We start from the raw sequence: 23295 nt of genomic DNA on the forward strand, positions 1-23295 counted from the left end.
CCCTTAATGGGTATTCGAACCATCTGTACTTTTATCATAACGTAAACCCTTTCAAAAATCAATCAAAAACAATCAATTTTAATCAAAAAAAATCATTTTGTTTTATAAAACGTTCAAAAACAATCATATTCAGTAATAAAGTAGGTTCCCTGGAATCATGGCTTTTGCTAGAAAACATCCTCGCAAAGTCTTGACGAAAAATCCATCAATTACATTTTTGCTGAATAATGTGAAAAAACTCGTTCGAATTTACAAAAATACGAAAAGCTGTCTCATAATCGCGAGACAGCTTCAACAAAATGATAACAATTTTTTAAGACATATTCGAAGCAAAAAGTTCGATATGTAATGAATCAATTTGAGAAATAAGTAAATCTTCATATTGTTTCTGCGCCAAATAATGAATTTCCGTTTGTCCAGCATTCGGGTTTGCTTTTTTTACTTCTTGTACAATATCACCGTACACTTTGTTCACTAGCAATGTCAATTCACTGTATTTTTTCTGTTTATCCCAAAATTTTTCTTCTCCGTACTTTTTAATCATCTCTTCGGCAATTTTGTATTGCTCATATTGACGTCGCAACATGCTTACCGCTCTCTCTACTTCATCTTTAGTAACCAAGTGCCCTTTTTCTTTCGCTAGAAGAGCAATCGAATGTAACTCGATGAGATGGGTGAGCGCTGAATTTACGTCATGAACATACTTTTCTTGCCTCTCCCAATAGGTAAGCTTTTCTTTTAATTCTTTTTCATTATATTTTGTTTTATCCATTTCTTTGCTGATCGCAATATTTAGCTGACTAAACAATTGATAAAAACGGATTTCTTCCATCGTAATTTTCTTCCCATTGATTTTCGCAACCGCATCTTCTTTCTTTACGTGTAACTTTATTAACTTTTCCGCTGTTTTTTTACCTTTCTGGATATGTAGTAAAACCTCCCAATCTCCTTCCATTGGCAATTGAACCTTGCCTTCATATATTCCGCCACTTTTCTCTTTTAATTTTATTTCTATTTTCCCATGATCCATATTCACCATCTCAAATGTAGCGCGAATCGTTAATTTTTTAGCTAATCTGCCGTTTTCTTTTATTTCTACAATAAATGGTGAGGAGACTCCTTCTTTATAAAACGGTTTTGTCTTTACGGAAACTTCCCAGTCTCCATTCGCACAACCAGTTAGAAGCAAAACATAAATAAGAAAACTAACTAGTATTTTTCTCATTTCATGATCCCCTTTCTGCCATAAACATCGATTCAAACTCAGAAATAGAATATTTCGTTATTTTTCCATTTTCTAAATGAGCGATATGCGTACAAATTTTCTTTACTTCATCGTAATGATGCGACGACAGTAAGATCGTTTTTCCGCGCAATGAATGTAAGATTGAAAGAATATCCGCTCTTCCCATTGGATCTAACCCGCTTGTCGGTTCGTCCAATATTAAAATTTCCGCGTCATAATAAAGCATAATTCCCAGTCCGAGCCGCTGCAGCATCCCCTTCGAGTACTGTTTGCTTTTTCCATTCCTTTCGTCCCATAGGCCAACTAATTTAAGGATCTCTTCAATTTTTTTATTATTAATCTCTCGATTATTTAAGGATGCGAAAAAACATAAATTTTCTTCTCCCGTTAAATGAGGATATAGTTGAAATTTTTCTGGCAAGTAAGCTACATGTTTTTTCCAATGATTTTGTTTATGATCAATCCCATTAATAAAGATTTGGCCCTGCTTGACAGGAAGAAGATTTAACAAACTGTAAATAAACGTTGATTTTCCCGCTCCGTTTCTTCCAATAAGAGCACATCTCTCTTCTTTTTCAATAACGATATTGACATCATCCAACACTTTCTTATTCTTATATGCTACCGTTAGATTCGCGACTCGAATCATCCTTGTTCCCCCTTACGATAGAGCCATACTGAAACAAAAAATATAAGAATAACCCAAACGCTGATGTTCACCGCTAATAAAGCAAGAGGAGGAAATGAGAAAAATTTTTCCATTGTCCTTGACAAATAGTCTAACGAAAAGACATTCATGGACGTCTCCAAATAAAAACGTAACGTATGTAATGGATGGAGAAAATAAAATACGGAAAATAGCTTAACATTTTCATATGTTACTTTAGGAAGAAAATAAAGCAAAATAAAATCGTATAAGTACAAGAAGAAAAACAAAACAAAAATATTGGCCCCAATTAATTGAATTTTCGTGTTGCACACACTACCTAAGAAAAGTCCGATTTGATTAAAAATCAAAACTAGAATGATCACCGTTACTAAAAAATAAAGAAAATGATTCGGATGAAATTGAAACAAAAATTTTACTGGTATAGCTAAAATCAAATACCAAACCACAAATGTGGCGATCGTGATGAATTGAATAGCAACGCTTTTTTTCCATAAAAACCGCCCAAAAGAGTCGCTTTTTGCTAGCATCATAACAAGCGTCTTTAATTCTTTTTCTTGTATCATTGAAAAAGATGCAAAAAATATACATAATAATGGGATTAAATAAATGTCCATTTCGAAGAGCAACAGTAAAAAAATTTCAAAACCTTGTTCAAATGGCAGATCTTTCGCATTTAAAAATATCGAAAAAGAAGTAACGACGATGAGAGTAAGAAAAAACCAAAATGCTTTTCCTCTTGAAATCTCCAGCCATTCTTTCCAAATATAATTCATCTCAGTTAACCCCTTTTTAATTTTAGGATCATTAGAAACCCCATTCCGACCAATATCAGCCACACCACGATAAACTTCATCGATATTTCATCGTGTTCAACAAGAGGATGAGGATCCATAGCCATCACTTTGTCTTCATGTAATAATTCATTGATTTTTTCAAAAATGTGAATGCTCGGTGTATTTAAAAATAAATAAGCTAATTCATTTTTCTCGATGATTTTGTGTAATGAAGATTTATACTCAAAGGGAGATTCCCCTCTTCCGTCTTGATTGAGGTCAAATAACCGCGCTTGATCTCCCCAATGATTTCCTACGCCATGAAAACTCCATTGATTGTTCGCTTCCCCACCTAAACTTAGCACAGCCGTTACGTTCCTTGAGAATCGATTGTTCGTAAACGTTTGCTGCTGTGAACTCGCCCATAATTCCACACCAATTTGATTTTGTAAAATCATATTTCCTTTAATGAAATTATTTGTTGATTGGTCAATATACAATCCGCGTTGGTTTTGATAAAACTCGTTATTGATAATTTGATTGTTATTGGCCATTTGTAACAAAACTCCAAATGAACGCATCCCTTGGTTTAGCAAAAATTTATTATTTTTTAAAATAAGATGGTTGGAGTTCATAATAGCGGCTCCACCCGTGTTGAAAATAAACTGATTTTGATAAAACTCATTGTAATCAGAATACATATAATGAAGGCCATATCTCGTGTGAGAAACGTTATTTTGTTCGACAATGTTCTTATTGGAATAATCAAAAAAGATGCCGTCTCTAGTACCAACAATCGTATTACGAGTCAATCGGTTAAAATTAGAATAATAAATGTGCAGACCATTGCCTTGGCCAGCAATTTCACCTCCTCCTTTCCCTATTACACGCACATTTTCAATTCGATTATGATGGGCTTTGCTTAAATAAATGCCATGAAAAGAATTGGTGATCGTAATATTTTTTAAAGTATTATAGTTTGAATAGATTTTGACGGCCGCGAACTCTTCTTGAGTGCTTCGGCTTTTTCCGCTGTTCGTAATCGTTATCCCTTCAAGTACAACATGCGGTGATTGAATGGTTACAACATTTCCTTTACCGCTTCCTTTGATAACCGTATATCTTGCGCCTTTTATCTTTAGCGGTTTACGAATAACAACATCCCCGATGTACGTCTTATTTTCTAGATAAACCGTGCCGTTAGCAGGAGTTTCGTCAATTAATTGCTGTAATGTTTGTTCCGCCTTTACATCAGAAAGCGCGCCCGAAAATAAACCGAGAAAAAAAACGAATCCTACGACCCACTTTTTCATTTCTTTCGCTCCTTCCATAATGGAAACAGCATCAGCAAAAACGAAACCCCGATCATATAAGCACCGGTAGAGAAATAGCTATTTGTTACAAAATTAGCAATGCGATTTTCACCCCATATCGGTGGAACAAACGGCTGAATTTTAATCGGTGCGTTATTGTCCAAGTTCGTTCCAAAATCAACGAGCCAACGATGAATATCGTATAAGCCAAGCAACCCCGCGAAAACAAAAATGGCAATCAAAACATACAACCAGCTTTTTTTCCGCATCCAAGCCACAACAAACGTAAAAATAGACATCGCACAGATCACATAAGGTAAATACGCTAACTCGGGAAAGCTTTTTTCACTGAATGGCTTCATTCCAATATAATGATTGAGTCCGTTAATAATATCGATGTCTCCTGCTAATTTGTTCGGATAGACAACAATATCAAGTCCTTCTGGATATTGCGGAGCTATAAAATGCATTCCCCACCACGGAAAAAACAGCGATAGAGCAATTAGTCCCCCCGCCAAACTAATCATAATCGCAGATTGTAACGATAATTTTTTTGAAGCCATGTATCTCACATCCTTTTTTAAAAAGGGGAATCTATGTACGATTCCCCCTTTTTCTTATTTATTGTTTTGGTTTGACTAACAAATAGCCTGTCATTTCTTGGTGAAGAGCTGAACAGAAGTTTGTACAATAAAGCGGGTACGTACCTGGTTTATCCGCAACAAACTCTACTGTATTCGTCTGTCCCGGCTGCACTTCGATATTGATGTCATATTTGTTAATGGCAAATCCGTGTGTAATATCTTCGTCTAAGTCGATGTTTGTTAAATGAATAACCACTTTATCTCCTTCATTTACTTCAATAACATCTGGCCGTTTCGCCTTCGCATCAAAAATAAATTTTGATCTCATCGCAATGCCATACACATGAACCTCGTTACCTTTTCGAACAATTCGCGCATCTTTTTGATTATAAACAGCATTTGGGTTTTTCTCGTCTTTTTCATATACTTCAATCGTTTTAATTTTATCCGCTTTAATCATTTGACCATAATGAGGTTCAGGATCAACAGGAGCGGACTGAATCACTTCCATTTTTTCACCGCTAATATCGATTAACTGCATTGACTCTGGATGTGATGGTCCAACTGATAAATAGCTATCTTTTGCAAGTTTATTTAAAGAAACTAAATATTTACCGTCTGGGGAAACTGTATCCCCTTCTGCGGCAACAGCATGACCAGGAGAATATTGTACAGGAACGCGATCAAGCACTTCACCTGTATTTGGGTCCCATTTAACAATTTCTGAAGAAATGAACATGGTCGTATAAGCCATACCTTTATCATCAAATTGCGTATGAAGCGGTCCTAATGCATTTTCTGGGTTTACTTCTCGCTCCATTACTGATTCATATCTTAAAATTGGAATTCCGTTACGTTCACCGACAAAGTCTTTATTTTCAATCGCTTTAAACGCTTTTTCAAATGAAAATACCGTAAGTGCCGGAGCCAGTTTTCCCGATGCAATAAATCGCTTTCCATCAGGGGTTACATCGACTCCATGTGGTGATTTCGCAACCGGAACTAAATAAATAGCTCCTTTATGTTTTTCTGGAAAAATCATTTTTTGTCCGTCTACGTTGTCATATTTCCCCTCTTTAACCATCTTCTCTAACTCTTTCCAGTTAAACAACACAATAAAGTCGCGGTCTTCTTTCGAAGCGTTGATTTCTAAATTTGTCGTTGCCTCTTCTGTGTTATACGTAGTAATAACGGCCCAGTCTTTTGAAATCTTTTTTCCGGCATCAGACAAATCGTATGACCAAGGTGGTAAAGCGACTTGGTAAGCAATGCTTAGCTTTTGTTTTTTCTCATCAAATGTAACAGCACTCATGACTCCACGATATTTTTCGCTATAGTCATCCAATGATTCGTATTTATTTCCAAGCGGTACAGAAAAACGTGTTGGTAAAAATAAGTACTCCGTATTTTCTGTAACAAACGCCGCACAATGAGGACCGCTTGTATTCGGAACATTAATAATATCTTTTACTGTAAACGTTTTCAAATCCATCACCGCGGCGCGGCTGTTTGCTACGTCCGTAGCGAACATGTATTTTCCGTCATATTCTCCATTTGTTTCAGAAAAAGCAGGATGATGCAAATCTCCCCAAGTATAGCCTCCAAGCATCTCTTTCGTATGTTTATCCCAGCCATATCCTGTTGCTGAATCTAATGAAAATACAGGAACAGTCCGAATACGACGCATCGATGGTACTCCATAAATAAACATTTGACCGGAATGGCCACCTGAGGCAAATAAATAATATTCGTCTTTTTCACCAAACGGTACATATACTTTTTCCGCATTTGTTTTCGCTGCTGCTGTTGATTGCGTTTGTTCTGTTGAAAAATTACCAAAGAAAACGGTTGAAGCTAAAATTCCGACAGCTAATCCGGAAATGGCAGAAACAACTTTTTTCTTCACTCATGAACACCTCTTTATCCGTTTGTTTATTTTTCTGAGGCGGTTTTTAAAACTTGAATAATAGCAGCTCGCTCTTCATCTGTAAGCGGATTGGATTTAATCACTCCTGACATAACTGCAGACGTCGGTTCTTTTAAAAACTCTTCAATTGGTTTTCCGTGTTTGCCTTCCACTACTTTATAAGCGTTGGATAGATCCGGTCCTGTTGTTCCACCTTGCAAGTTTAACTTAGACACGGAATGGCATGACAAACAACCCTTTTGTTTAAGAATTTCCCCCTCCTTTGAACTTGTGCTAGTTGTTTGCGTTAAAGCCGTTGGTTTCTTTTGAACAGCAGCCGTTTCTTGTTTGGCGGCAGCAGTTTCATCGTTGTTTGTGAAATGAAAATATGTATATCCCCCTGCCAATCCTACAGCTACACTAACGAGAAAAATGATCGCTAAATTCTTCATTTCCTCACCTCCTACAAGATCAATTTTTTTATGATTATAAAGAAATAGATCAGATCATCAGTGTGAAATGAATCACTACTTCTATCCTCTTTTTGAATATTATGTGAATATTTTTTTATAAAATTTTGCAAGTAGTGCTTTTGAGCACACCATCATTTGTAGTGCTCGTTGGGCTAACCCCAACACCTTATGCACAAAAATGCGACTGCCCGTCAAACAAAATAAAAATTGTCTCAAAAAAGAGACAGTTTCAGACTGTAGACAACTTTGACATGAGTTGAGTCTGCATACATGTATTCGGTATTCACAAATCCGTGCTTAATAGCTTGAGAAAGGATATGGGAGAAAATCTGTTCAAATAGATTCGGGTTCTTGAAACGACGCTCATAATTCTTACCAAATGTAGAGAAGTGAGGGATCGGATCATGAAAATCAAATCCCAAAAACCAATGATATGCCACGTTGGTTTCAATTTCTTTGATGGTTTGTCTCCTGGAGCGAATTCCAAATAGGTACTGAATCAATGGAATTTTAATCAGAACAACAGGATCAATACTTGGGCGGCCTTTGTCTTCCGAATACAAATCTTTCACCAAGTCATAGATAAACGAAAAATCAATCGCTGCATCGATTTTACGCACAAGATGGTCTTGTGGTACTAACTCATTGAGAGTAACAGCCATCATCGAATGGCGTTTGTCTGTATCTTGTCGCCGAAGCATGTTTCTCACCTCAATGCACCTTACGATCTCTCAGCTATAATAAAAAAGCTTGTCGACTTTGTCGACAAGCTGGATATTTTAATAGTGAATGGAAATGGTCATGCATCATCCAATATGGACGTGCTTTATTGTCGATTATATTTTTTATTTTCAAGATTGATTATTTAGAACATAGTTTTATTTTATAATTTGAGGTGTAAAAATACCGACTGCATCGCGAGCAGTCGGTAAAAACGTTTATTTAAAAGCTCGTGCTGCTTGAACAGCTTTTTTCCATCCTTCGTACAGCTTCTCTTGTACCTCTTTTGTCATCGCCGGTGTAAAGGAACGATCAATATTCCACTGTTGAGCAATTTCTTCTTTGCTGTTCCAATATCCGACTGCTAATCCTGCCAAATAAGCTGCTCCTAGCGCCGTTGTTTCGTTTACAACTGGCCGCTCGACAGGCACCCCTAAAATGTCGCTTTGGAATTGCATAAGGAAATTGTTTTTTACCGCTCCGCCGTCAACGCGCAATGTTTTTAACGTAATTCCTGAATCAGCTTCCATGGCCATTAATACATCTTTCGTCTGATAAGCAAGCGATTCTAGTGTCGCGCGAATGAAATGTTCTTTCGTTGTACCACGCGTTAATCCGAAAATCGCTCCGCGCACATCGCTATCCCAATACGGTGTACCTAAGCCAACAAACGCCGGAACGACATATACACCGTCAGTCGATTCAACTCTTGTTGCATACAATTCACTATCTTTTGCTTCTTTAATCATTCGCAATCCGTCACGTAGCCATTGAATAGCTGAACCTGCAACAAAAATGCTTCCCTCGAGCGCATATTCTACTTTTCCATCAATTCCCCAAGCAATCGTTGTTAGCAGCCCGTGTTTCGATTGAACAGCTTTTTCTCCTGTGTTCATTAGCATGAAGCAACCTGTTCCGTACGTATTTTTCGCCATTCCTTCTTCAAAGCACGCTTGCCCGAATAAAGCCGCTTGCTGGTCTCCTGCAATTCCCGCAATTGGTACTTCTTGCCCAAAGAAGTGGTACGGAATCGTATGAGCATAAATTTCAGAAGATGGTCGGACCTCAGGAAGCATTGATTTTGGAACGTTTAAAATGCTTAATAGTTCCTCATCCCATTTCAGTTCGTGAATGTTAAACATTAACGTGCGTGAAGCGTTGGAATAATCAGTGACATGAGCACGACCGCCCGATAGCTTCCATACAAGCCATGTATCAATCGTACCAAATAAAAGTTCCCCTTTTTCTGCTTTTTCGCGTGCTCCATCGACATGATCTAAAATCCACTTTACTTTTGTTCCAGAGAAATAAGCATCGATCAGCAAGCCGGTTTTTGCACGGAATAATTCGTCATAACCTTGCTCTTTTAGTTGTTCACAAATTGGCACCGTTTGTCGAGATTGCCAAACAATCGCATTATAAATCGGCTGGCCTGTTTGTTTATCCCACACAACCGTCGTTTCTCGCTGATTCGTAATGCCGATTGCCGCAATTTGTTCAGGGCTTACGGCTGCCTCTGATAATACAGTAGCAATGACCGCTAAAATCGAGCCCCAAATTTCATTCGGATTATGCTCGACCCATCCTGGTTGCGGAAAATATTGCGTAAATTCTTTTTGAGCAATATGAACAATCTCACCTTTTCGATTAAACAAAATGGCGCGTGAACTTGTTGTTCCTTGATCTAAAGCAAGAATATATTTTTCCATTTCTCCCATCCTCCTATTATGCTGTTACATTGCGTGTAACCGCTGTATTTCTTTTTTGTTCAAATGAAAAAGTAATGACTAAAACGAGTGCAATCGCAATGAGAACATACCAAAATGCTGCTGTCATTTTTCCTAAAAAAACGGCTTTATAGAATAAACCGCCAAATGAACCGCCAAGCACTGGACCGAGAACAGGAACCCACGCATATTTCCAATTCGAACTTCCCTTTCCCGGAATCGGTAAGAGAAAGTGAGCAATGCGTGGACCTAAGTCACGAGCAGGATTGATCGCATATCCTGTCGTACCTCCGAGTGAAAGACCAATGCTCACAATGAAGAAACCAACAATGAAAGGATTTAAACCTTCCGTAAATTCATTTGCTCCAATAGCTAAGATTCCAACAATCAATACAAATGTTCCAATGATTTCACTTAACAAATTCGCAAAATAATTTGGGATTGCAGGACCCGTCGCAAAAACGCCTAACTTTGTTGCTGGATCATCCGTTTCACGCCAATGAGGGAGATAGTGTAGAAAAACAACCGTTGCACCAATCATGGCACCGAGAAATTGTGCCAATATGTACATCGGCACATCGCTCCATGGAAAATCACCAGTGAATGCTAACGCTAAAGTCACCGCTGGATTCAGATGGGCCCCACTAAATTTTCCAACTGCATATGCTGCAACCGCTACACCTAATCCCCATCCCATCGTAATGACGATCCATCCTGAATTTTGTGCAAACGATTTCTTCAAATTGACACCTGCACATACCCCCGCTCCAAAGATGATTAACAATGCGGTACCAACCACTTCGGCCATAAATGGTGTCATGATCATTCCCCCTTTGTTTTGGTGATTTGACGGAAAAAAGAAAAACCCACACATATCCCGCTTGAAAGGAACATGCGTGAGTCTCCATTTCTCCGTCACAAATATTATTAACTTAACTATAAGGTTAATAGGTTTTGAAAGCGTTGTCAATATTTTTTTCTTATTTAGGTTCAAAATGTCGCCAAAGTTCAACATTGGAAGTGGTCACCGCGATCGCTCCGGCATTAAGCGCTTCTTCCACTTCTTCAGGACTTTCAATCAATCCTCCAGCGAAAATGGCTTTTCCTGTTTTTTCACGAAGCTGGCGAATCACTTTTGGAACCAATCCCGGAAGAACTTCAATGTAATCTGGATTCGTTTTCTCTATTAACAAAATACTTCTTTCCATCGCGTTGGAATCAATAATAAACGTCCGTTGAATAGCCAGTACCCCTTTTTGTTTTGCCTTTGTAATGACGCTGCTTTTGGTCGAAATTAACCCGTATGGCTTTAGTTGTTGACATAAAAATTCCGTTGCGTACTCATCGCTTTTTAAACCTTGAATGAGATCAACATGGAGAAACATCTTTTTTTGATGTTGATTGGCGTATTCATAAACACTTTTTAACATTCCGATATGTATATCTAAAAACACACCGTATTGATAATTCATTTTTAACAATTTCTCAAAATCTTTCATGGAACGAATCGCTGGTAAAATTTTCTGTCCATGAAAATCCATTTTTCTCCCCTCGCCTTATCCCTTGATTAGTTTTACATAAAACGTACGCGTTCTCGGTCCATCAAACTCGCAAAAATAAATGCCTTGCCACGTTCCAAGCAACAGTTTTCCATTTGTAATAATGACATGTGCCGAAGCACCGACCGTGCTTGCCTTCATATGCGCTGCCGTATTTCCTTCCATATGGCGATCAAGCGAATGATGCCACGGATATACTTCGTCAAAACGTCGAATCATGTCTCTTTTAACATCTGGATCGGCATTTTCATTAATGGTAATTCCAGCGGTCGTATGCGGACAATAAATAATGGCAGCTCCTTCATCTACACGCTGTTCGGTCACAAACGACTGAACAAGATGGGTAATATCGATCATTTCATCTCGTTTTGTCGTATGAATCGTCCATTTTTTAAGCATCCTATTCTCCCCTTTCAATCGTTTTGCAATATCATCATACTCATTTTGTTCATGTTTTTCCATGTTCTTGTTTGATATTTTTCTTTCTCATTTGCCAAAATCAGAGTACAATATGTTAATGAAAAGAGACAACAGTGGTGGGAGGAAACAAATGGATTTTGAACGTGACTACTATTGTTTGATGCCATCGATGCAATTTATTTTAGATGAACGCGGATCCATTTTAGACGTCAATCATTTTGGAGCCAAATCCCTCGGCTATACGCAAGACGAATTAATAGGTGCATCGATACTTAAAACGGTTTACGAAATGGATCGATCCTACGTTGAACAACAAATGAACAAAGTATTCAACGAATGCGCACATGTCATCCATCAAATTTCATACCGTAAACAAAAAAAAGATGGTTCGATCATCTGGGTGCAAGAATATCTTCGTTGTATTCATCAAGAGGACGGTCAACAAATTTTACTTATTTCTTGCCAAGATATTTCTAAACAAAAACAAACGGAACAGCTTTTGCTTGGCCAAAAGAAAATTTTAGAAATGATTGCCAGAAGAAAAGAAATAAACGAAATATTAAATGAACTTATCATAACGATTGAACAAATCAATCCGATGACGATTGGATCCATTTTGGTGCTTGATAAAAAAGAAAATCGCCTTTATCATGCAGCTTCCCCTCATCTGCCTTCTGAGTACATACAAGCGACAAATGGTATACAAATTGGCGAAAAAGCAGGTTCATGCGGAACAGCAGCCTATCGAAAAGAAATCGTCATCGTATCCGATATTGAACATGATCCTCTTTGGGAGGACTATAAACAGATTGCACTAGCTCACGGACTACGTTCCTGCTGGGCTATTCCTATTTTTTCTTCTACTGAGCAAGTGCTCGGCACATTCGCCATTTACCACTATAATTCGGTTGCACCAACAAAAGAAGATCTTGAAATCATTGAAACATTCTCATCACTTGCTGGTTTAGCCATTGAACAAGCACGAATGCGAGAAAAGTTAGAAAAAAATCAGCAGCGTTATCAATCATTATTTAAATATAATCATGATGGCGTCTTCTCTCTTGATTTAGATGGGAAGTTTTTATCCGTAAACGAAACGGCTGAGAAAATATCTGGTTACAGTCAAACAGAACTAGCACAACTTCATTTCTCGAAACTTGTCGTTCATGAAGATGTAAAAGTTGCTGAAGATTTATTCGAACAAGCCAAACGCGGCACATCTCAACATGCCCGTATTCGCATTTACAATAAACAGCGAAATTTACTATACTTAAACGTAACCACTGTTCCGATTATCGTAAACGGTTTGGTTACAGGTGTTTTTGGCATCGCAAAAAACATTACCGAATCCATTGAAGCCGAACAAAAAATTAAGTATATGGCTTATTACGATTCTTTGACAGGGGTCGCCAATCGCCGTTTATTTCAAGAACGAGTACAAGAAACGATTGATAAAGCGAAAATGAAAAAGCAACTTTTTGCCATTTTATATATTGATTTCGATCGCTTTAAATATATCAATGACTCCCTTGGTCACTCGGCTGGGGATTTATTGTTAAAAAAGGCAGCCAGACGCCTCAGACGTTGCGTATATACAAACGATACAGTCGCAAGAATGGGTGGAGATGAATTTATTATTTTACTTCCAAACATTTCAACGAAGAAAGATGCAATTGAAACGGCCAAACAAATTTTATGCTCATTTCAAAAACCGATTGTTGTCCATGGACATGAGCTATTTTTAACACCAAGCATCGGCATTTCATTTTATCCGGATGATGGAGAAGATGCGGAAATTTTAATAAAACACGCCGATTTAGCCATGCTTGAAGCAAAGCAAAGAGGAAAAAACGGTTATTTTGTTTATTGCGATCATCAACTTCAACAAATGAGGACAAACATGCAACTACTTAATGATTTACAGAAAGCCATTCAACAGAAAGAACTATTTCTGCTCTATCAACCAATCGTTCAATTGCCGTCAAAACGAATCGCGGCTGTAGAAGTACTTGTTCGCTGGCATCATCCATCGCTTGGAGCCATACCGCCAAGCACGTTTATTCCATTAGCTGAGGAGTCAGGATTAATTGTACAGTTGGGCGAGTGGGTTTTAAAAGAAGCTTGTCGCCAAGCAAAACAGTGGCAAAAAGAAGGATTGACACCGATTCGCGTTTGCGTCAATATCTCCGCACGTGAATTGCAAGATCGCAAATACGCAAAACGGGTCGAAATGATTTTACAAGAAGCAAATTTAGAGGCAAAATGGTTAGAACTTGAAATTACAGAACGAATGATGGTTTACAACGAACCAACCATCACCCGAAATTTAAATCTTTTGAAACAGCTCGGTGTTCGCATCGCTGTCGATGATTTTGGAACGGGTTGCTCATCGCTTAGTTATTTAAAACAATTGGATATTGACACGTTAAAAATCGATCGTTCGTTTATTCAGGAATGTCCTCATTCCTATTACGAAAAAGCAATTGTCGATTCCGTTCTTTCGTTAGTTCAACATTTAAACATGAATGTCATTGCTGAAGGAATTGAAGATGAAAAACAATTTGATTATTTAGCGAAAAACGGATGCTCAGAAGGACAGGGATATTTCTTCAGCCCTCCTTTGTCCGCTGAACAATTAAAACAAATGTTGCAAAACATGAACGAACCCAGACATGTATAACGTCTGGGTTTTACTCATATACGTTTTCATTTTGAATTAAATAGTCAACGTAAATAACAGGGATATCATTTTTTTCGATGGAAGCAACGATCAATCCTAACTTGTCACTAAAAATCCCAAATTCACTTTTTTCTTGCTGAAATGCGGATTCACCAAACGATAAAACGGTTTGATAAATTTTCATTTCATCGACTTTTTTCTGTTTGACGTGCTTTCTTAACTTAATAATGACCTCTTTCCCACCAATCTCGCCACGATACACGCAGTTCTCTCCCCCTTCTTTATTCAATTTATTCTATTTTTAGTCAAAAAATACGAAAAGTCCTTTAACAAAAAAATTTTTGAAAAAATCACCTCTTCATCTTGACTCTTCCTTTAAACTCATGTATAGTTTAGATATCATCTAACTGAATATATCTCCTGCAATTCACCGAGTGATTGCTGTGAAATATATTCCGTTATATGAAAAAATTTTTTTATTAGCCATTAGTGCTAAAGGTATTAGGAGGATTCAGTATTATGCAAAACGGTAAAGTAAAATGGTTCAACAACGAAAAAGGTTACGGATTCATCGAAGTAGAAGGCGGAGACGATGTATTCGTTCACTTCACAGCAATCCAAGGTGAAGGGTACAGAACATTAGAAGAAGGTCAAGCAGTTTCTTTCGAAATCGTTCAAGGAAACCGTGGACCACAAGCTGCTAACGTTGTCAAATTGTAATCGTTCGAGATTATTCGATATATAAGTTAGCTCGACGAAAAGACCAGTGCCATGCTGGTCTTTTTTTATTTGATCAGAATTTACATATCTCTTTTTTTAAGCAGGAATACTATCTGTTGAGGAGGTGTAATTTGTGACACAAAATCCGAGAAAACCGAATCTCCAGTCAGAAAGCATCTTTAACGCTGTGACGGAAGTGAATCTCGCTGTGGAATCCGCCAAAAAAATGGTTGGGGCGGCAACAATGAGCCTCGATTCCAATATGCTGAAACACGCGGAACAAGCGATTGCGGACGCAAAACAAGCTCTCATGCAGGTAAAAAATCAAACGAAAAATGTAGAAGATTTTGTTTTACAACGCTGTGAAAAAGAGCTGGCTGATGCAGAGCACCAGCTCATGGAAGCCATGCAATGACAACGGACCGAACACATTGTTCGGTCAATTTTTATTTAACATTTTCCCATATTCTTGAATTTTCTTCCCCACTGTACATTGGTGAATGCAAAACGATTGCGCATACGTTTTGCTATATTCTTTTCGTAGCGCGCTTTTTAGAAAACACCCTTCACAATAGGTGTCGATGATTTCATTTAAATGGTCAAGAATTTCTTTTCTATTCATCGTGATCTAACGCTCCAATTGTATCGTACTTGCAATGATGATGTCATTAAGTGCTTGAGTCGCAAGATGGTGTGCTTCGCTATTTTCTTTCCGAGAAATCGGTTCATACGTGGGAATAATACCAAGCTTCTTTAATTTCTTTTCAATTCGATCGAGCCATCCCCCTTCGTCAGCAAACGCTGGCCACTCCCCTGCTAACTGATTTAAGACAACATGCGAATCTCCACGAAATGTCACTGGAAGATGATGAACACCTAACTGTTCAAGTTGTTGTACTAAAAACCAGAATGCCGCATACTCCGCTTCATTATTCGATTGCAACTCTTGTAATTGGGCATTGGCCCGTAAACGAAAAGGTTGACGGTTTTGTTTATAATAAACAACGGCTCCTACCCCTGCTTTTTTTGTTTGCCGGTCAAATCCTCCATCGAAATAGGCGATAATGTCATGAGGTTCTGTTTCTAACTCTTTTAATAACTTTATTAATTCTTTTTTCGTCCAAGCGATTCGTCGTTCATCGTAAAATATAATTTCTTTCACCCGTCCTGTTTTTTCAAAATCCTCTGCTAGGATTAGCGCTTCTTCAGCCGAAACGAAATCAGATGTAAGAACCATTTCCTTTTTCTTCGGTGTCACATATGTCCATTCGATCATGAATTTCAATTTTTTCACCTTCCGACTTTGTCATTGTTTTTTTATTATACATCTTCATTCAAAAATAATCTCGCGCAATTGAATGAATCGTTGTATAATATCGTTCGTGCTTTCATTTCTATATAGATTCGTTGAGTTTCCGACATATCTCATCATGAATAGAAGACCGCTTTTCTGCCATAGGCGGCAAGATTTTTCTTGCCGCCTCGGCATGCTCGAAGCATGCCGATTCCGAACGTAAAACGCATGACAGACAAATTCATTTGTCTGATGGCGTTTTCGTTCGGAGAAGTGGCAGAAAAGCTTGTTTATGTCGGAAAATTAAGCTTATCATATATATGTAAGGAGGAAGCTGTGTATGTTTAATGAAATATTAGGTTTGTTTTCAGCCATTGTCACCTTTTCGCTTGTATTGCTGATTTACCGCTTGTTCGGGCGTTCAGGTTTATTTGTATGGATCGGTTTTTCAACCGTTGTTGCAAATTTACAAGTCGTGAAAACGGTAGAACTGTTAGGATTGACAGCTACTCTTGGAAACGTGATGTATGGAACTTCATTTTTAGTCACTGACATTTTGAGCGAAAAATACGGAAAAAAAGAGGCTCAAAAAGCGGTATGGCTTGGCTTTTTTACGCTGATTTCGTTAACGATTGTGATGCAAATCGCTTTGCTGTTTAAACCTCATGCAACCGATTTTGCCCAAGAGTCATTAGAAACCATTTTTGGGCTATTACCACGCATCGCACTCGGCAGTTTGCTTGCTTTTATTGTCAGTCAATCGCTCGATGTTCATTTATTCCATTTTTTAAAACAGAAATTCCCGCACGATTCACAGCTTTGGATTCGCAATAACGGAAGTACAATGGTTAGTCAGTTCGTAGATACGCTCATTTTTACATCGGTTGCCTTTATCGGTGTATTTCCAATGAATGAATGGTTCCAAATTTTTATTACAACTTATGTATTAAAGTGGATTGTTGCAGCATTAGACACTCCATTTATTTACATCGCTAAAAAACTCAAACCAAAAGACATGTAATGATTCGAATAGTATGGTAAAATTTTGGTATTAGGTCATCATTCTCAATGATGACCTAAAATAATAAGGATAAGGAGATGAATAATGACGTTACAACAAAAAGCAGATGTTAGTTTACTATTCGTTGCTTTTGTTTGGGGAGCCACATTCGTCGTCGTTCAAAACGCAATTGCTTTTTTGCCGCCTCTTTTATTCAACGGCATACGCTTCTTGTTAGCAAGCTTGTTTTTATGGACATGGCTTTTTTTATTTGAACGAAAACGAAAGGATCGAATCGATCGAGAATTAGTTTTTGCTGGCGTAAAGCTTGGCATATGGCTGTTTGCTGGATATGCGCTACAAACGATCGGCCTTCTTTATACGACGTCTTCCAAAGCAGGATTTATTACAGGATTAAGCGTTGTGCTTGTTCCGTTCTTTTCGTTTTTATTGTTAAAACAAAAGCCGAGTATCAATGCCCTACTTGGTACAGGAGTTGCTGCGGTAGGACTGTATTTTTTAACGATGAACGGAAGCATGTCGATAAATAAAGGAGATTTATTCGTCTTTTTCTGTGCGATTTCGTTTGCTTTGCATATTGTATTGACAGGAAAATACGCTTCTCGTTATTCAACCTTATCATTAACGACGATCCAAATTCAAACAGTAGCCTTTCTTTGTTTTTTATTTTCTTTATTTTTAGAAGATTGGAAAACGCTAAGCTACTCTCTATTGCTTCAACTAGAAGTATGGACGGCGCTTATCATCACTGCTCTGTTTGCCACAACAGTTGCCTTTTTCATTCAAACAAACTTTCAAAAATACACATCTCCGACACGCGTCGCTCTCATTTTTGCGATGGAGCCTGTTTTTGCTGCGCTGACCGCCTACATATGGAATGACGAACGATTACACCATATCGCCATCCTTGGTGCTTTTCTTATTTTTCTCGGTATGATTTTATCGGAACTTCCACAAAATGTGCTCAATAAAAACAAAAGCGCTCGAGGCCTATAACTTCGAGCGCTTACTCAATTCCTTTTTTCTTCAAAAATTGAAAAGCCTCTTTCCGATTGGCTACTTTTTCATCTACAAGTTGTTCCAGTAAAGAAAGATAATAACTCCCGTCAAATTCTTTTTGTATTTTTAGTGTTGTTTCAATGGCAATATTGACAAGCCAGTCGCTAGCCCCTGTATATTGTTGCCCGAATAAAATAAACTTCACAGCATCTTGACGAAGTCGAAATCCTTTTGACGAAAGAAAGTCGATATATTCCTCAATCGTTTGATGGTTTTTCACCCCGTGCACTCTCCCTTCTTTTTCATCTTATCGCAATGTAAATGCTTTGACTATGAGTCTTTCGCCAGAAAATGAGCGAGAATGTCGGTTGTTACTCCGAGTAAATTTTTTAAAAAACGGGGGACAATATGCACGGAGGTGAAAACATGAGCAAAAACAATGGAAGAAATCGCGGAACAAAAGCATCAGGTGTGAACCCACAAGGATACGACGCAACCTTTACTCCAAATCCGAAAAGCAGGCTAGAAGAAGCAGCGAAAAAAATAAACACAAAATAACAAAGAGGCTGTCTCAAAAGGTCAGTAAAATGACCTTTTGAGAACAGCTCTCTTTTTTCGTTTTCCATCATATGGATTATATTTTTTATCTGAATGGAAGAGAACCCTCCTATGATCGGGTTTTCTTCTTTTTCTTTCGATGTGGATCGATGGTATAGGCCCACTTTTTCAAATTGTGGGCAGCACAAACTAGACCCCATTCCAAGGTAATTTTTGGGAGGCCTCTCAATGAAAAACGATGAAATTGTTGATTATGCTTGATTTGCCCGAATACCGGCTCTGCTTCTATTTGACGCTTTCGGTACGTTGCCATCCCTTCTTCGGTGGCCAACCGTTGCCGAATCTCCTGCCGTTGTTTTTGGTTTTGGAGAGAGACAGTGATCGTTTTCGTTTCTTTTCCTTTCGCACATTGGGATTGAAATGGACATCCCGCACAAGCCGTACAGCGATACGTACGCTTGATCGATTCATAGCCGTTCTCTGTCTTCTGCTTCCGTTCGTACACAAACACCAACCGTTCTCCTTTTGCACAAATCCACTCATCCAACTCCTCATCATACGTCATATGTTCGATTCGACCGATCTCTTTCGCCCACGCTTTCGTTTGTTCCCGATCCCATGTGTTGTATTTGATCAACGCTGTGATCTTTTGTTTTTCGCAATACGCGTAGTTCTCCTCGCTCCCGTATGCGGAATCAGCGATCACTCGTTTCGGCAGGGGGCGTCCGTATGCGGCGAACTGCTCCAAATGCGGAATGAAACAGCCTGTGTCTCCGGCACGTTGGTGTACACTAAATCCGGTGATGAATTGATCTTCCGTCCCGATTTGCACGTTGTATCCCGGTTTCAACTGCCCATTTTTCATATGATCGTCCTTCATCCGCATAAACGTCGCATCCGGATCCGTTTTTGAAAAACTATTCCGTTCTCCTAACACTTCTTGGTATTCTTCATATTTCTTTTTACGCGGAAGAAGATCTTGTTCTAATTGACGTTTCGCTTTTTTCAACGTGCGGTTCTTCGGCTCTTTCTTGAGACGCTCCTCCACTTGTTCGATCACGTCTTCGATCGCTTCCGAGGTGATCGGAGAGGCCTCTAGTTGTTCTTGAAAATCAAGCCTTTGTTCTGCCTCTTCATCTTCTTTCGTGACCTGTTCAATGGAGGCGACGATTTGTCGGAATTTCTCCTCTAACTTTTGATCGTATCGTTCCGTCGACTTGCGCCAAACGAACGTGTACTTGTTGGCGTTCGCCTCGATTTTCGTTCCGTCCAGAAAATAATCCTCTAACTTCACCAATCCTTGTTGGCGAAGCAAATCGACAATGGAAAAAAACATTTCGTAAACAACGTCCTTCATCCGTTCCGACCGAAATCGGTTAATCGTACGAAAATCCGGTGTCTGATGGCCAGACAACCACATGAAATAAATATTTTCTTTCAATTGTTTGGCGATCTGTCGGGAAGAGTAAATGCGATTGGCATACGCATACAAGATGACTTTTAACATCATTTTTGGATGATACGCTGGACGCCCTCCGCCAGGATAGAGGGATACAAGCAGAGCCGGATCCATTTTTTCCACGGCTAGATCCACGATCCGGCAAAGATGATGGGTTGGAATCAGAATTTCAAGATCCATTGGCAAAATGAGTTGATCTCGGTTATAATGAATGTACATAAGAAAACCGTCCTTTCTTGGTATGGGGTTGGGGTAACTCTATGATACCAAAAGAGGAACGGTTTTCTTATTTTTTTTTCGAAAAAAGGAGGGTATCCGAAAAGCGAACGCTTAGCGAACACTTTTGGGACACCCTCCTCTTTTTAGCGTTTTAATCTTTCGCGTTTTAATTTTTCGCGCAACACCATTTGTAAAATGCCGCCATGGCGATAATAGTCGATTTCGACTTCGCTGTCAAAGCGAACTAATACTTCAAACTCTTTCACTTCACCTGTTTCTGGATTTGTAGCCGTTACTTTTACATAGTCGCGCGGTTTTACGTTTTCATCAATATGCACTTCAAATACTTCTTTTCCTGTTAATCCAAGTGTTTCGGCATTTTCACCTTCTTTAAATTGCAGCGGCAATACGCCCATTAGCACGAGATTGGAACGATGGATGCGCTCGAAGCTTTCTGCAATAACCGTCTTAATTCCAAGTAAATATGTTCCTTTTGCAGCCCAGTCGCGAGAGCTTCCCATTCCATAATCTTTACCAGCAATAACTACAAGTCCTGTGCCATCTTGTTTATATTTCATGCACGCATCATAAATAGACATGACTTCGCCAGTTGGCCAATATGTTGTATATCCACCTTCTGTTCCAGGGGCAATTTGGTTGCGAATGCGAATGTTCGCAAACGTACCGCGCATCATGACTTCGTGGTTACCGCGGCGAGAGCCATATGAGTTAAAGTCTTTTGGATCCACGCCTTTAGAAATTAAGTATTGACCTGCTGGCGTGTTGACACCGATTGAACCAGCTGGTGAAATATGGTCTGTTGTAACAGAATCACCGAATTTTCCAACGACACGCAATCCTTTGAGCGGTTTCACTTCACCAACTTCTGGTGATAACCCTTCAAAGAACGGAGGGTTTTGAATATATGTGGAATTTTCATCCCATTGGTAAAGTGGCTCATCCGTTGTTTCAATCGCATTCCAGCGCGGATTGTCGTCAAAGACTCGCTCATATTCTTTACGGAACAATTCTGGCGTGACAGTCTGTTTTATAACTTCTTTTACTTCTTCCATCGATGGCCAAATGTCGTTAAAGTACACATCGTTGCCATCTTTGTCTTTGCCAATTGGCTCTTTTAATAAGTCGATATCAACCGTACCTGCTAGTGCATATGCAACAACAAGCGGCGGTGATGCTAAATAGTTTCCTTTCACAAGCGGATGAATGCGACCTTCGAAGTTGCGGTTACCAGAAAGCACGCTTGTCACAAGCAAGTCATTTTCCGCAATTGCTTTTTCAAGTTCAGGCGCAAGCGGTCCTGAGTTACCGATACATGTCGTACAACCGTAACCGACAATGTTGAAGCCGATTTGCTCTAAATATGGAAGCAAACCAGAATCTTTCAAGTAACCAGTAACAACTTTAGAACCTGGCGCAAGCGATGTTTTCACATATTTCGGAACTTTCAATCCTTTTTCTACCGCTCTTTTCGCCACTAAACCTGCAGCGATTAGTACGTATGGGTTCGATGTATTTGTACAGCTTGTGATTGCGGCAATCGCAATCGCACCTGTTTTCATTTTTACTTCTTCGCCATTTAACGTAACCGTTATTTCTTTATCAAGATCCGCTTCTGTTAAACCGAAGCCTTGGTTTCCTTGTGGCGCTACAACCGCTTGACGGAATGCTTCCTTCATCTTAGAAAGCGGAATTAAATCTTGCGGACGTTTTGGTCCAGAAAGATTTGGTTCAATTTCAGAAAGATTAATTTCGACAACATCTGTGAAAATTGGTTCTGGCGCATCCGGTGTATAGAATAAGCCGTTTGCTTTGCAGTATGCTTCAACGACTTGAACGTGGTGTTCATCTCGACCAGTTAAACGCAAATATTCAAGCGCTTCTTCATCAACCGGGAAGAAACCACATGTTGCTCCATATTCTGGCGCCATGTTTGCTATTGTTGCACGATCTGCTAATGGCAGCGTTGCCACTCCAGGACCGAAAAACTCAACGAATTTACCAACCACACCTTTTTTACGAAGCACTTGTGTCACTTTTAATGCAAGGTCGGTCGCCGTTGTTCCGTTTGGCAATTTTCCTGTTAATCTTACACCAATGACTTCTGGAACCGGGAAGTAAGAAGGTTGTCCAAGCATGCCAGCCTCTGCTTCAATACCGCCAACTCCCCAACCGAGGACGCCAAGTCCGTTGATCATGGTCGTGTGAGAGTCCGTACCGACTAACGTGTCTGGGAACGCTTCGTACTCACCGTTTTCCCCTTCGATTGCATGAACAACATTAGCTAAATATTCTAAGTTTACTTGATGAACAATTCCAGTTGCTGGTGGAACTGCACGGTAATTTCTGAACGCTTTTTGTGCCCACTTTAAAAACTTATAACGTTCAGCATTGCGCTCAAATTCTAAATTCATATTATATTCAAGCGCATCGTCTGTTCCCGCTTTATCGACTTGTACGGAGTGGTCAATAACGAGATCGACAGGAATTTCGGGGTTAATTTCATACGGATCTCCGCCAATGTCCGCCATTGCCTTGCGCATAGACGCTAAATCCACAACAGCAGGAACACCTGTGAAGTCTTGCAAAATCACGCGCGATGGCTTAAATGGAACATCGATCTCTTTTACCTCATCCGTTCCCCATTTTGCAAGATTTTCAACGTGCTCCTTTGTAATCACACGTCCATCTACTTGACGCAACACGGACTCAAGAAGCACCTTAATGGAGTATGGAAGGCGAGAAACTTTCCCGATTCCCGCTTCTTCGAGAGCTTGTAAACGGTAGTAGTTATACTTTTTTCCGTTTACTTCAAATGACGCACGTGCTTGAAATACATCTTGTTTTGTCATATGTATTACCCCCTTAACGCAAATAGTGAGCTATTTTCCAGCCACGTGAAAAATAGCCATCTTTCTCCCAAATCCCCAAAATTC

24 protein-coding genes and 1 pseudogene are annotated in these 23295 nt (G+C 39.1%); 7 read left to right on the plus strand and 18 right to left on the minus strand.

Features of this window, described 5'->3' with window-relative positions:
• Positions 1-313: 313 nt before the first annotated feature.
• The 12 genes and pseudogenes from EDD69_RS10185 to EDD69_RS10240 all read right to left on the minus strand — a co-directional run bounded on the left by EDD69_RS10185 (position 314) and on the right by EDD69_RS10240 (position 11370).
• Entirely contained in the window at positions 314-1225 is a 912-nt protein-coding gene (locus EDD69_RS10185) for a FixH family protein (protein WP_132948852.1), read from the minus strand.
• A gap of 1 nt (position 1226) precedes the next feature.
• Positions 1227-1895: an ABC transporter ATP-binding protein gene (locus tag EDD69_RS10190; protein WP_132948853.1), complete on the minus strand. Its 669-nt coding sequence runs from the start codon at positions 1893-1895 to the stop codon at positions 1227-1229.
• Positions 1892-2689 carry an ABC transporter permease subunit gene (locus EDD69_RS10195; RefSeq protein WP_132948854.1) on the minus strand — a complete coding sequence of 266 codons (798 nt, stop codon included), beginning with the start codon at positions 2687-2689 and terminating at the stop codon, positions 1892-1894. Before EDD69_RS10195 ends, EDD69_RS10190 begins: the two co-directional genes overlap by 4 nt.
• A 5-nt stretch (positions 2690-2694) precedes the next feature.
• The gene (gene nosD / locus EDD69_RS10200; protein ID WP_132948855.1) at positions 2695-4002 is read right to left on the minus strand and encodes a nitrous oxide reductase family maturation protein NosD; all 1308 of its coding nucleotides are present in this window, start codon (positions 4000-4002) and stop codon (positions 2695-2697) included.
• Positions 3999-4565, minus strand: a complete 567-nt coding sequence (locus tag EDD69_RS10205; protein ID WP_132948856.1) for a hypothetical protein — start codon at positions 4563-4565, stop codon at positions 3999-4001. Before EDD69_RS10205 ends, nosD begins: the two co-directional genes overlap by 4 nt.
• Positions 4566-4623: 58 nt before the next feature.
• Positions 4624-6492 (minus strand): Sec-dependent nitrous-oxide reductase, encoded by a 1869-nt coding sequence (gene nosZ, locus EDD69_RS10210; protein WP_132948857.1) that lies wholly within the window; start codon positions 6490-6492, stop codon positions 4624-4626.
• A gap of 26 nt (positions 6493-6518) precedes the next feature.
• Positions 6519-6944, minus strand: coding sequence for a c-type cytochrome (locus tag EDD69_RS10215; protein ID WP_132948858.1), 426 nt, complete (start codon positions 6942-6944; stop codon positions 6519-6521).
• A 266-nt stretch (positions 6945-7210) separates the two neighbouring features.
• Positions 7211-7666 (minus strand): annotated as a pseudogene (locus EDD69_RS10220) (transposase); the annotation flags it as partial.
• Between the two features lie 237 nt (positions 7667-7903).
• Positions 7904-9394, minus strand: a complete 1491-nt coding sequence (glpK, locus tag EDD69_RS10225; RefSeq protein ID WP_132948859.1) for a glycerol kinase GlpK — start codon at positions 9392-9394, stop codon at positions 7904-7906.
• 16 nt (positions 9395-9410) lie between these two features.
• Complete coding sequence (locus tag EDD69_RS10230) at positions 9411-10232, minus strand: MIP/aquaporin family protein (protein WP_132948860.1); 822 nt, start codon at positions 10230-10232, stop codon at positions 9411-9413.
• Positions 10233-10392: 160 nt separating this feature from the next.
• Entirely contained in the window at positions 10393-10953 is a 561-nt protein-coding gene (locus EDD69_RS10235) for a glycerol-3-phosphate responsive antiterminator (protein WP_132948861.1), read from the minus strand.
• Positions 10954-10968: 15 nt separating this feature from the next.
• Positions 10969-11370, minus strand: coding sequence for a secondary thiamine-phosphate synthase enzyme YjbQ (locus EDD69_RS10240; protein WP_132948862.1), 402 nt, complete (start codon positions 11368-11370; stop codon positions 10969-10971).
• A 151-nt stretch (positions 11371-11521) separates the two neighbouring features.
• Here EDD69_RS10240 and EDD69_RS10245 point away from each other — a divergent pair, with 151 nt between their 5' ends.
• Positions 11522-14071 carry an EAL domain-containing protein gene (locus EDD69_RS10245; RefSeq protein ID WP_165871771.1) on the plus strand — a complete coding sequence of 850 codons (2550 nt, stop codon included), beginning with the start codon at positions 11522-11524 and terminating at the stop codon, positions 14069-14071.
• Between the two features lie 10 nt (positions 14072-14081).
• Here the strand turns inward: EDD69_RS10245 and EDD69_RS10250 are convergent, their stop codons facing one another.
• Positions 14082-14333 (minus strand): hypothetical protein, encoded by a 252-nt coding sequence (locus tag EDD69_RS10250; protein ID WP_132948864.1) that lies wholly within the window; start codon positions 14331-14333, stop codon positions 14082-14084.
• A gap of 257 nt (positions 14334-14590) precedes the next feature.
• On the opposite strand from EDD69_RS10250, the gene cspD reads away from it, so the two are divergent.
• Both cspD and EDD69_RS10260 read left to right on the plus strand, forming a co-directional pair.
• Complete coding sequence (cspD, locus tag EDD69_RS10255; protein WP_132948865.1) at positions 14591-14791, plus strand: cold-shock protein CspD; 201 nt, start codon at positions 14591-14593, stop codon at positions 14789-14791.
• A gap of 133 nt (positions 14792-14924) precedes the next feature.
• Positions 14925-15206 (plus strand): DUF2564 family protein, encoded by a 282-nt coding sequence (locus EDD69_RS10260; protein WP_132948866.1) that lies wholly within the window; start codon positions 14925-14927, stop codon positions 15204-15206.
• Between the two features lie 24 nt (positions 15207-15230).
• Here EDD69_RS10260 and EDD69_RS10265 read toward each other — a convergent pair whose 3' ends face one another.
• Positions 15231-15413, minus strand: a complete 183-nt coding sequence (locus EDD69_RS10265; RefSeq protein ID WP_132948867.1) for a zinc-finger domain-containing protein — start codon at positions 15411-15413, stop codon at positions 15231-15233.
• A gap of 6 nt (positions 15414-15419) precedes the next feature.
• Complete coding sequence (locus EDD69_RS10270; protein WP_424565353.1) at positions 15420-16067, minus strand: ribonuclease H family protein; 648 nt, start codon at positions 16065-16067, stop codon at positions 15420-15422.
• Positions 16068-16265: 198 nt separating this feature from the next.
• Between EDD69_RS10270 and EDD69_RS15385 the strand changes: the two genes are divergently transcribed.
• The 3 genes from EDD69_RS15385 to EDD69_RS10280 all read left to right on the plus strand — a co-directional run bounded on the left by EDD69_RS15385 (position 16266) and on the right by EDD69_RS10280 (position 18102).
• Complete coding sequence (locus tag EDD69_RS15385) at positions 16266-16433, plus strand: hypothetical protein (protein ID WP_165871772.1); 168 nt, start codon at positions 16266-16268, stop codon at positions 16431-16433.
• Entirely contained in the window at positions 16426-17106 is a 681-nt protein-coding gene (locus tag EDD69_RS10275) for a queuosine precursor transporter (RefSeq protein ID WP_132948869.1), read from the plus strand. The genes EDD69_RS15385 and EDD69_RS10275 overlap by 8 nt, the downstream gene beginning before the upstream one ends.
• An 84-nt stretch (positions 17107-17190) precedes the next feature.
• Positions 17191-18102, plus strand: coding sequence for a DMT family transporter (locus EDD69_RS10280; protein WP_132948870.1), 912 nt, complete (start codon positions 17191-17193; stop codon positions 18100-18102).
• 10 nt (positions 18103-18112) lie between these two features.
• Here the strand turns inward: EDD69_RS10280 and EDD69_RS10285 are convergent, their stop codons facing one another.
• Entirely contained in the window at positions 18113-18385 is a 273-nt protein-coding gene (locus EDD69_RS10285) for a DUF6123 family protein (RefSeq protein ID WP_132948871.1), read from the minus strand.
• A gap of 146 nt (positions 18386-18531) precedes the next feature.
• On the opposite strand from EDD69_RS10285, the gene sspL reads away from it, so the two are divergent.
• Positions 18532-18663 carry a small, acid-soluble spore protein L gene (gene sspL / locus EDD69_RS10290; protein WP_132948872.1) on the plus strand — a complete coding sequence of 44 codons (132 nt, stop codon included), beginning with the start codon at positions 18532-18534 and terminating at the stop codon, positions 18661-18663.
• Between the two features lie 109 nt (positions 18664-18772).
• On the opposite strand, the gene EDD69_RS10295 is transcribed toward sspL, so the two are convergent.
• Complete coding sequence (locus EDD69_RS10295; protein WP_132948873.1) at positions 18773-20341, minus strand: IS1182 family transposase; 1569 nt, start codon at positions 20339-20341, stop codon at positions 18773-18775.
• A 143-nt stretch (positions 20342-20484) separates the two neighbouring features.
• Positions 20485-23211: an aconitate hydratase AcnA gene (gene acnA / locus EDD69_RS10300; RefSeq protein ID WP_132948874.1), complete on the minus strand. Its 2727-nt coding sequence runs from the start codon at positions 23209-23211 to the stop codon at positions 20485-20487.
• Positions 23212-23295 lie beyond the last annotated feature (84 nt).

Source organism: Thermolongibacillus altinsuensis (assembly GCF_004341205.1).
Lineage (GTDB): Bacteria > Bacillota > Bacilli > Bacillales > Anoxybacillaceae > Thermolongibacillus > Thermolongibacillus altinsuensis.

Bases quoted from the DNA above. Each gene is read 5' to 3' on its own strand.
- EDD69_RS10185 (WP_132948852.1), bottom strand. From the start codon at position 1,225: ATGAGAAAAATACTAGTTAGTTTTCTTATTTATGTTTTGCTTCTAACT.
- EDD69_RS10190 (WP_132948853.1), bottom strand. From the start codon at position 1,895: ATGATTCGAGTCGCGAATCTAACGGTAGCATATAAGAATAAGAAAGTG.
- EDD69_RS10195 (WP_132948854.1), bottom strand. From the start codon at position 2,689: ATGAATTATATTTGGAAAGAATGGCTGGAGATTTCAAGAGGAAAAGCA.
- nosD (WP_132948855.1), bottom strand. From the start codon at position 4,002: ATGAAAAAGTGGGTCGTAGGATTCGTTTTTTTTCTCGGTTTATTTTCG.
- EDD69_RS10205 (WP_132948856.1), bottom strand. From the start codon at position 4,565: ATGGCTTCAAAAAAATTATCGTTACAATCTGCGATTATGATTAGTTTG.
- EDD69_RS10215 (WP_132948858.1), bottom strand. From the start codon at position 6,944: ATGAAGAATTTAGCGATCATTTTTCTCGTTAGTGTAGCTGTAGGATTG.
- glpK (WP_132948859.1), bottom strand. From the start codon at position 9,394: ATGGAAAAATATATTCTTGCTTTAGATCAAGGAACAACAAGTTCACGC.
- EDD69_RS10230 (WP_132948860.1), bottom strand. From the start codon at position 10,232: ATGACACCATTTATGGCCGAAGTGGTTGGTACCGCATTGTTAATCATC.
- EDD69_RS10235 (WP_132948861.1), bottom strand. From the start codon at position 10,953: ATGGATTTTCATGGACAGAAAATTTTACCAGCGATTCGTTCCATGAAA.
- EDD69_RS10240 (WP_132948862.1), bottom strand. From the start codon at position 11,370: ATGCTTAAAAAATGGACGATTCATACGACAAAACGAGATGAAATGATC.
- EDD69_RS10245 (WP_165871771.1), top strand. From the start codon at position 11,522: ATGGATTTTGAACGTGACTACTATTGTTTGATGCCATCGATGCAATTT.
- cspD (WP_132948865.1), top strand. From the start codon at position 14,591: ATGCAAAACGGTAAAGTAAAATGGTTCAACAACGAAAAAGGTTACGGA.
- EDD69_RS10265 (WP_132948867.1), bottom strand. From the start codon at position 15,413: ATGAATAGAAAAGAAATTCTTGACCATTTAAATGAAATCATCGACACC.
- EDD69_RS10270 (WP_424565353.1), bottom strand. From the start codon at position 16,067: ATGATCGAATGGACATATGTGACACCGAAGAAAAAGGAAATGGTTCTT.
- EDD69_RS10275 (WP_132948869.1), top strand. From the start codon at position 16,426: ATGTTTAATGAAATATTAGGTTTGTTTTCAGCCATTGTCACCTTTTCG.
- EDD69_RS10280 (WP_132948870.1), top strand. From the start codon at position 17,191: ATGACGTTACAACAAAAAGCAGATGTTAGTTTACTATTCGTTGCTTTT.
- sspL (WP_132948872.1), top strand. From the start codon at position 18,532: ATGAGCAAAAACAATGGAAGAAATCGCGGAACAAAAGCATCAGGTGTG.
- EDD69_RS10295 (WP_132948873.1), bottom strand. From the start codon at position 20,341: ATGTACATTCATTATAACCGAGATCAACTCATTTTGCCAATGGATCTT.
- acnA (WP_132948874.1), bottom strand. From the start codon at position 23,211: ATGACAAAACAAGATGTATTTCAAGCACGTGCGTCATTTGAAGTAAAC.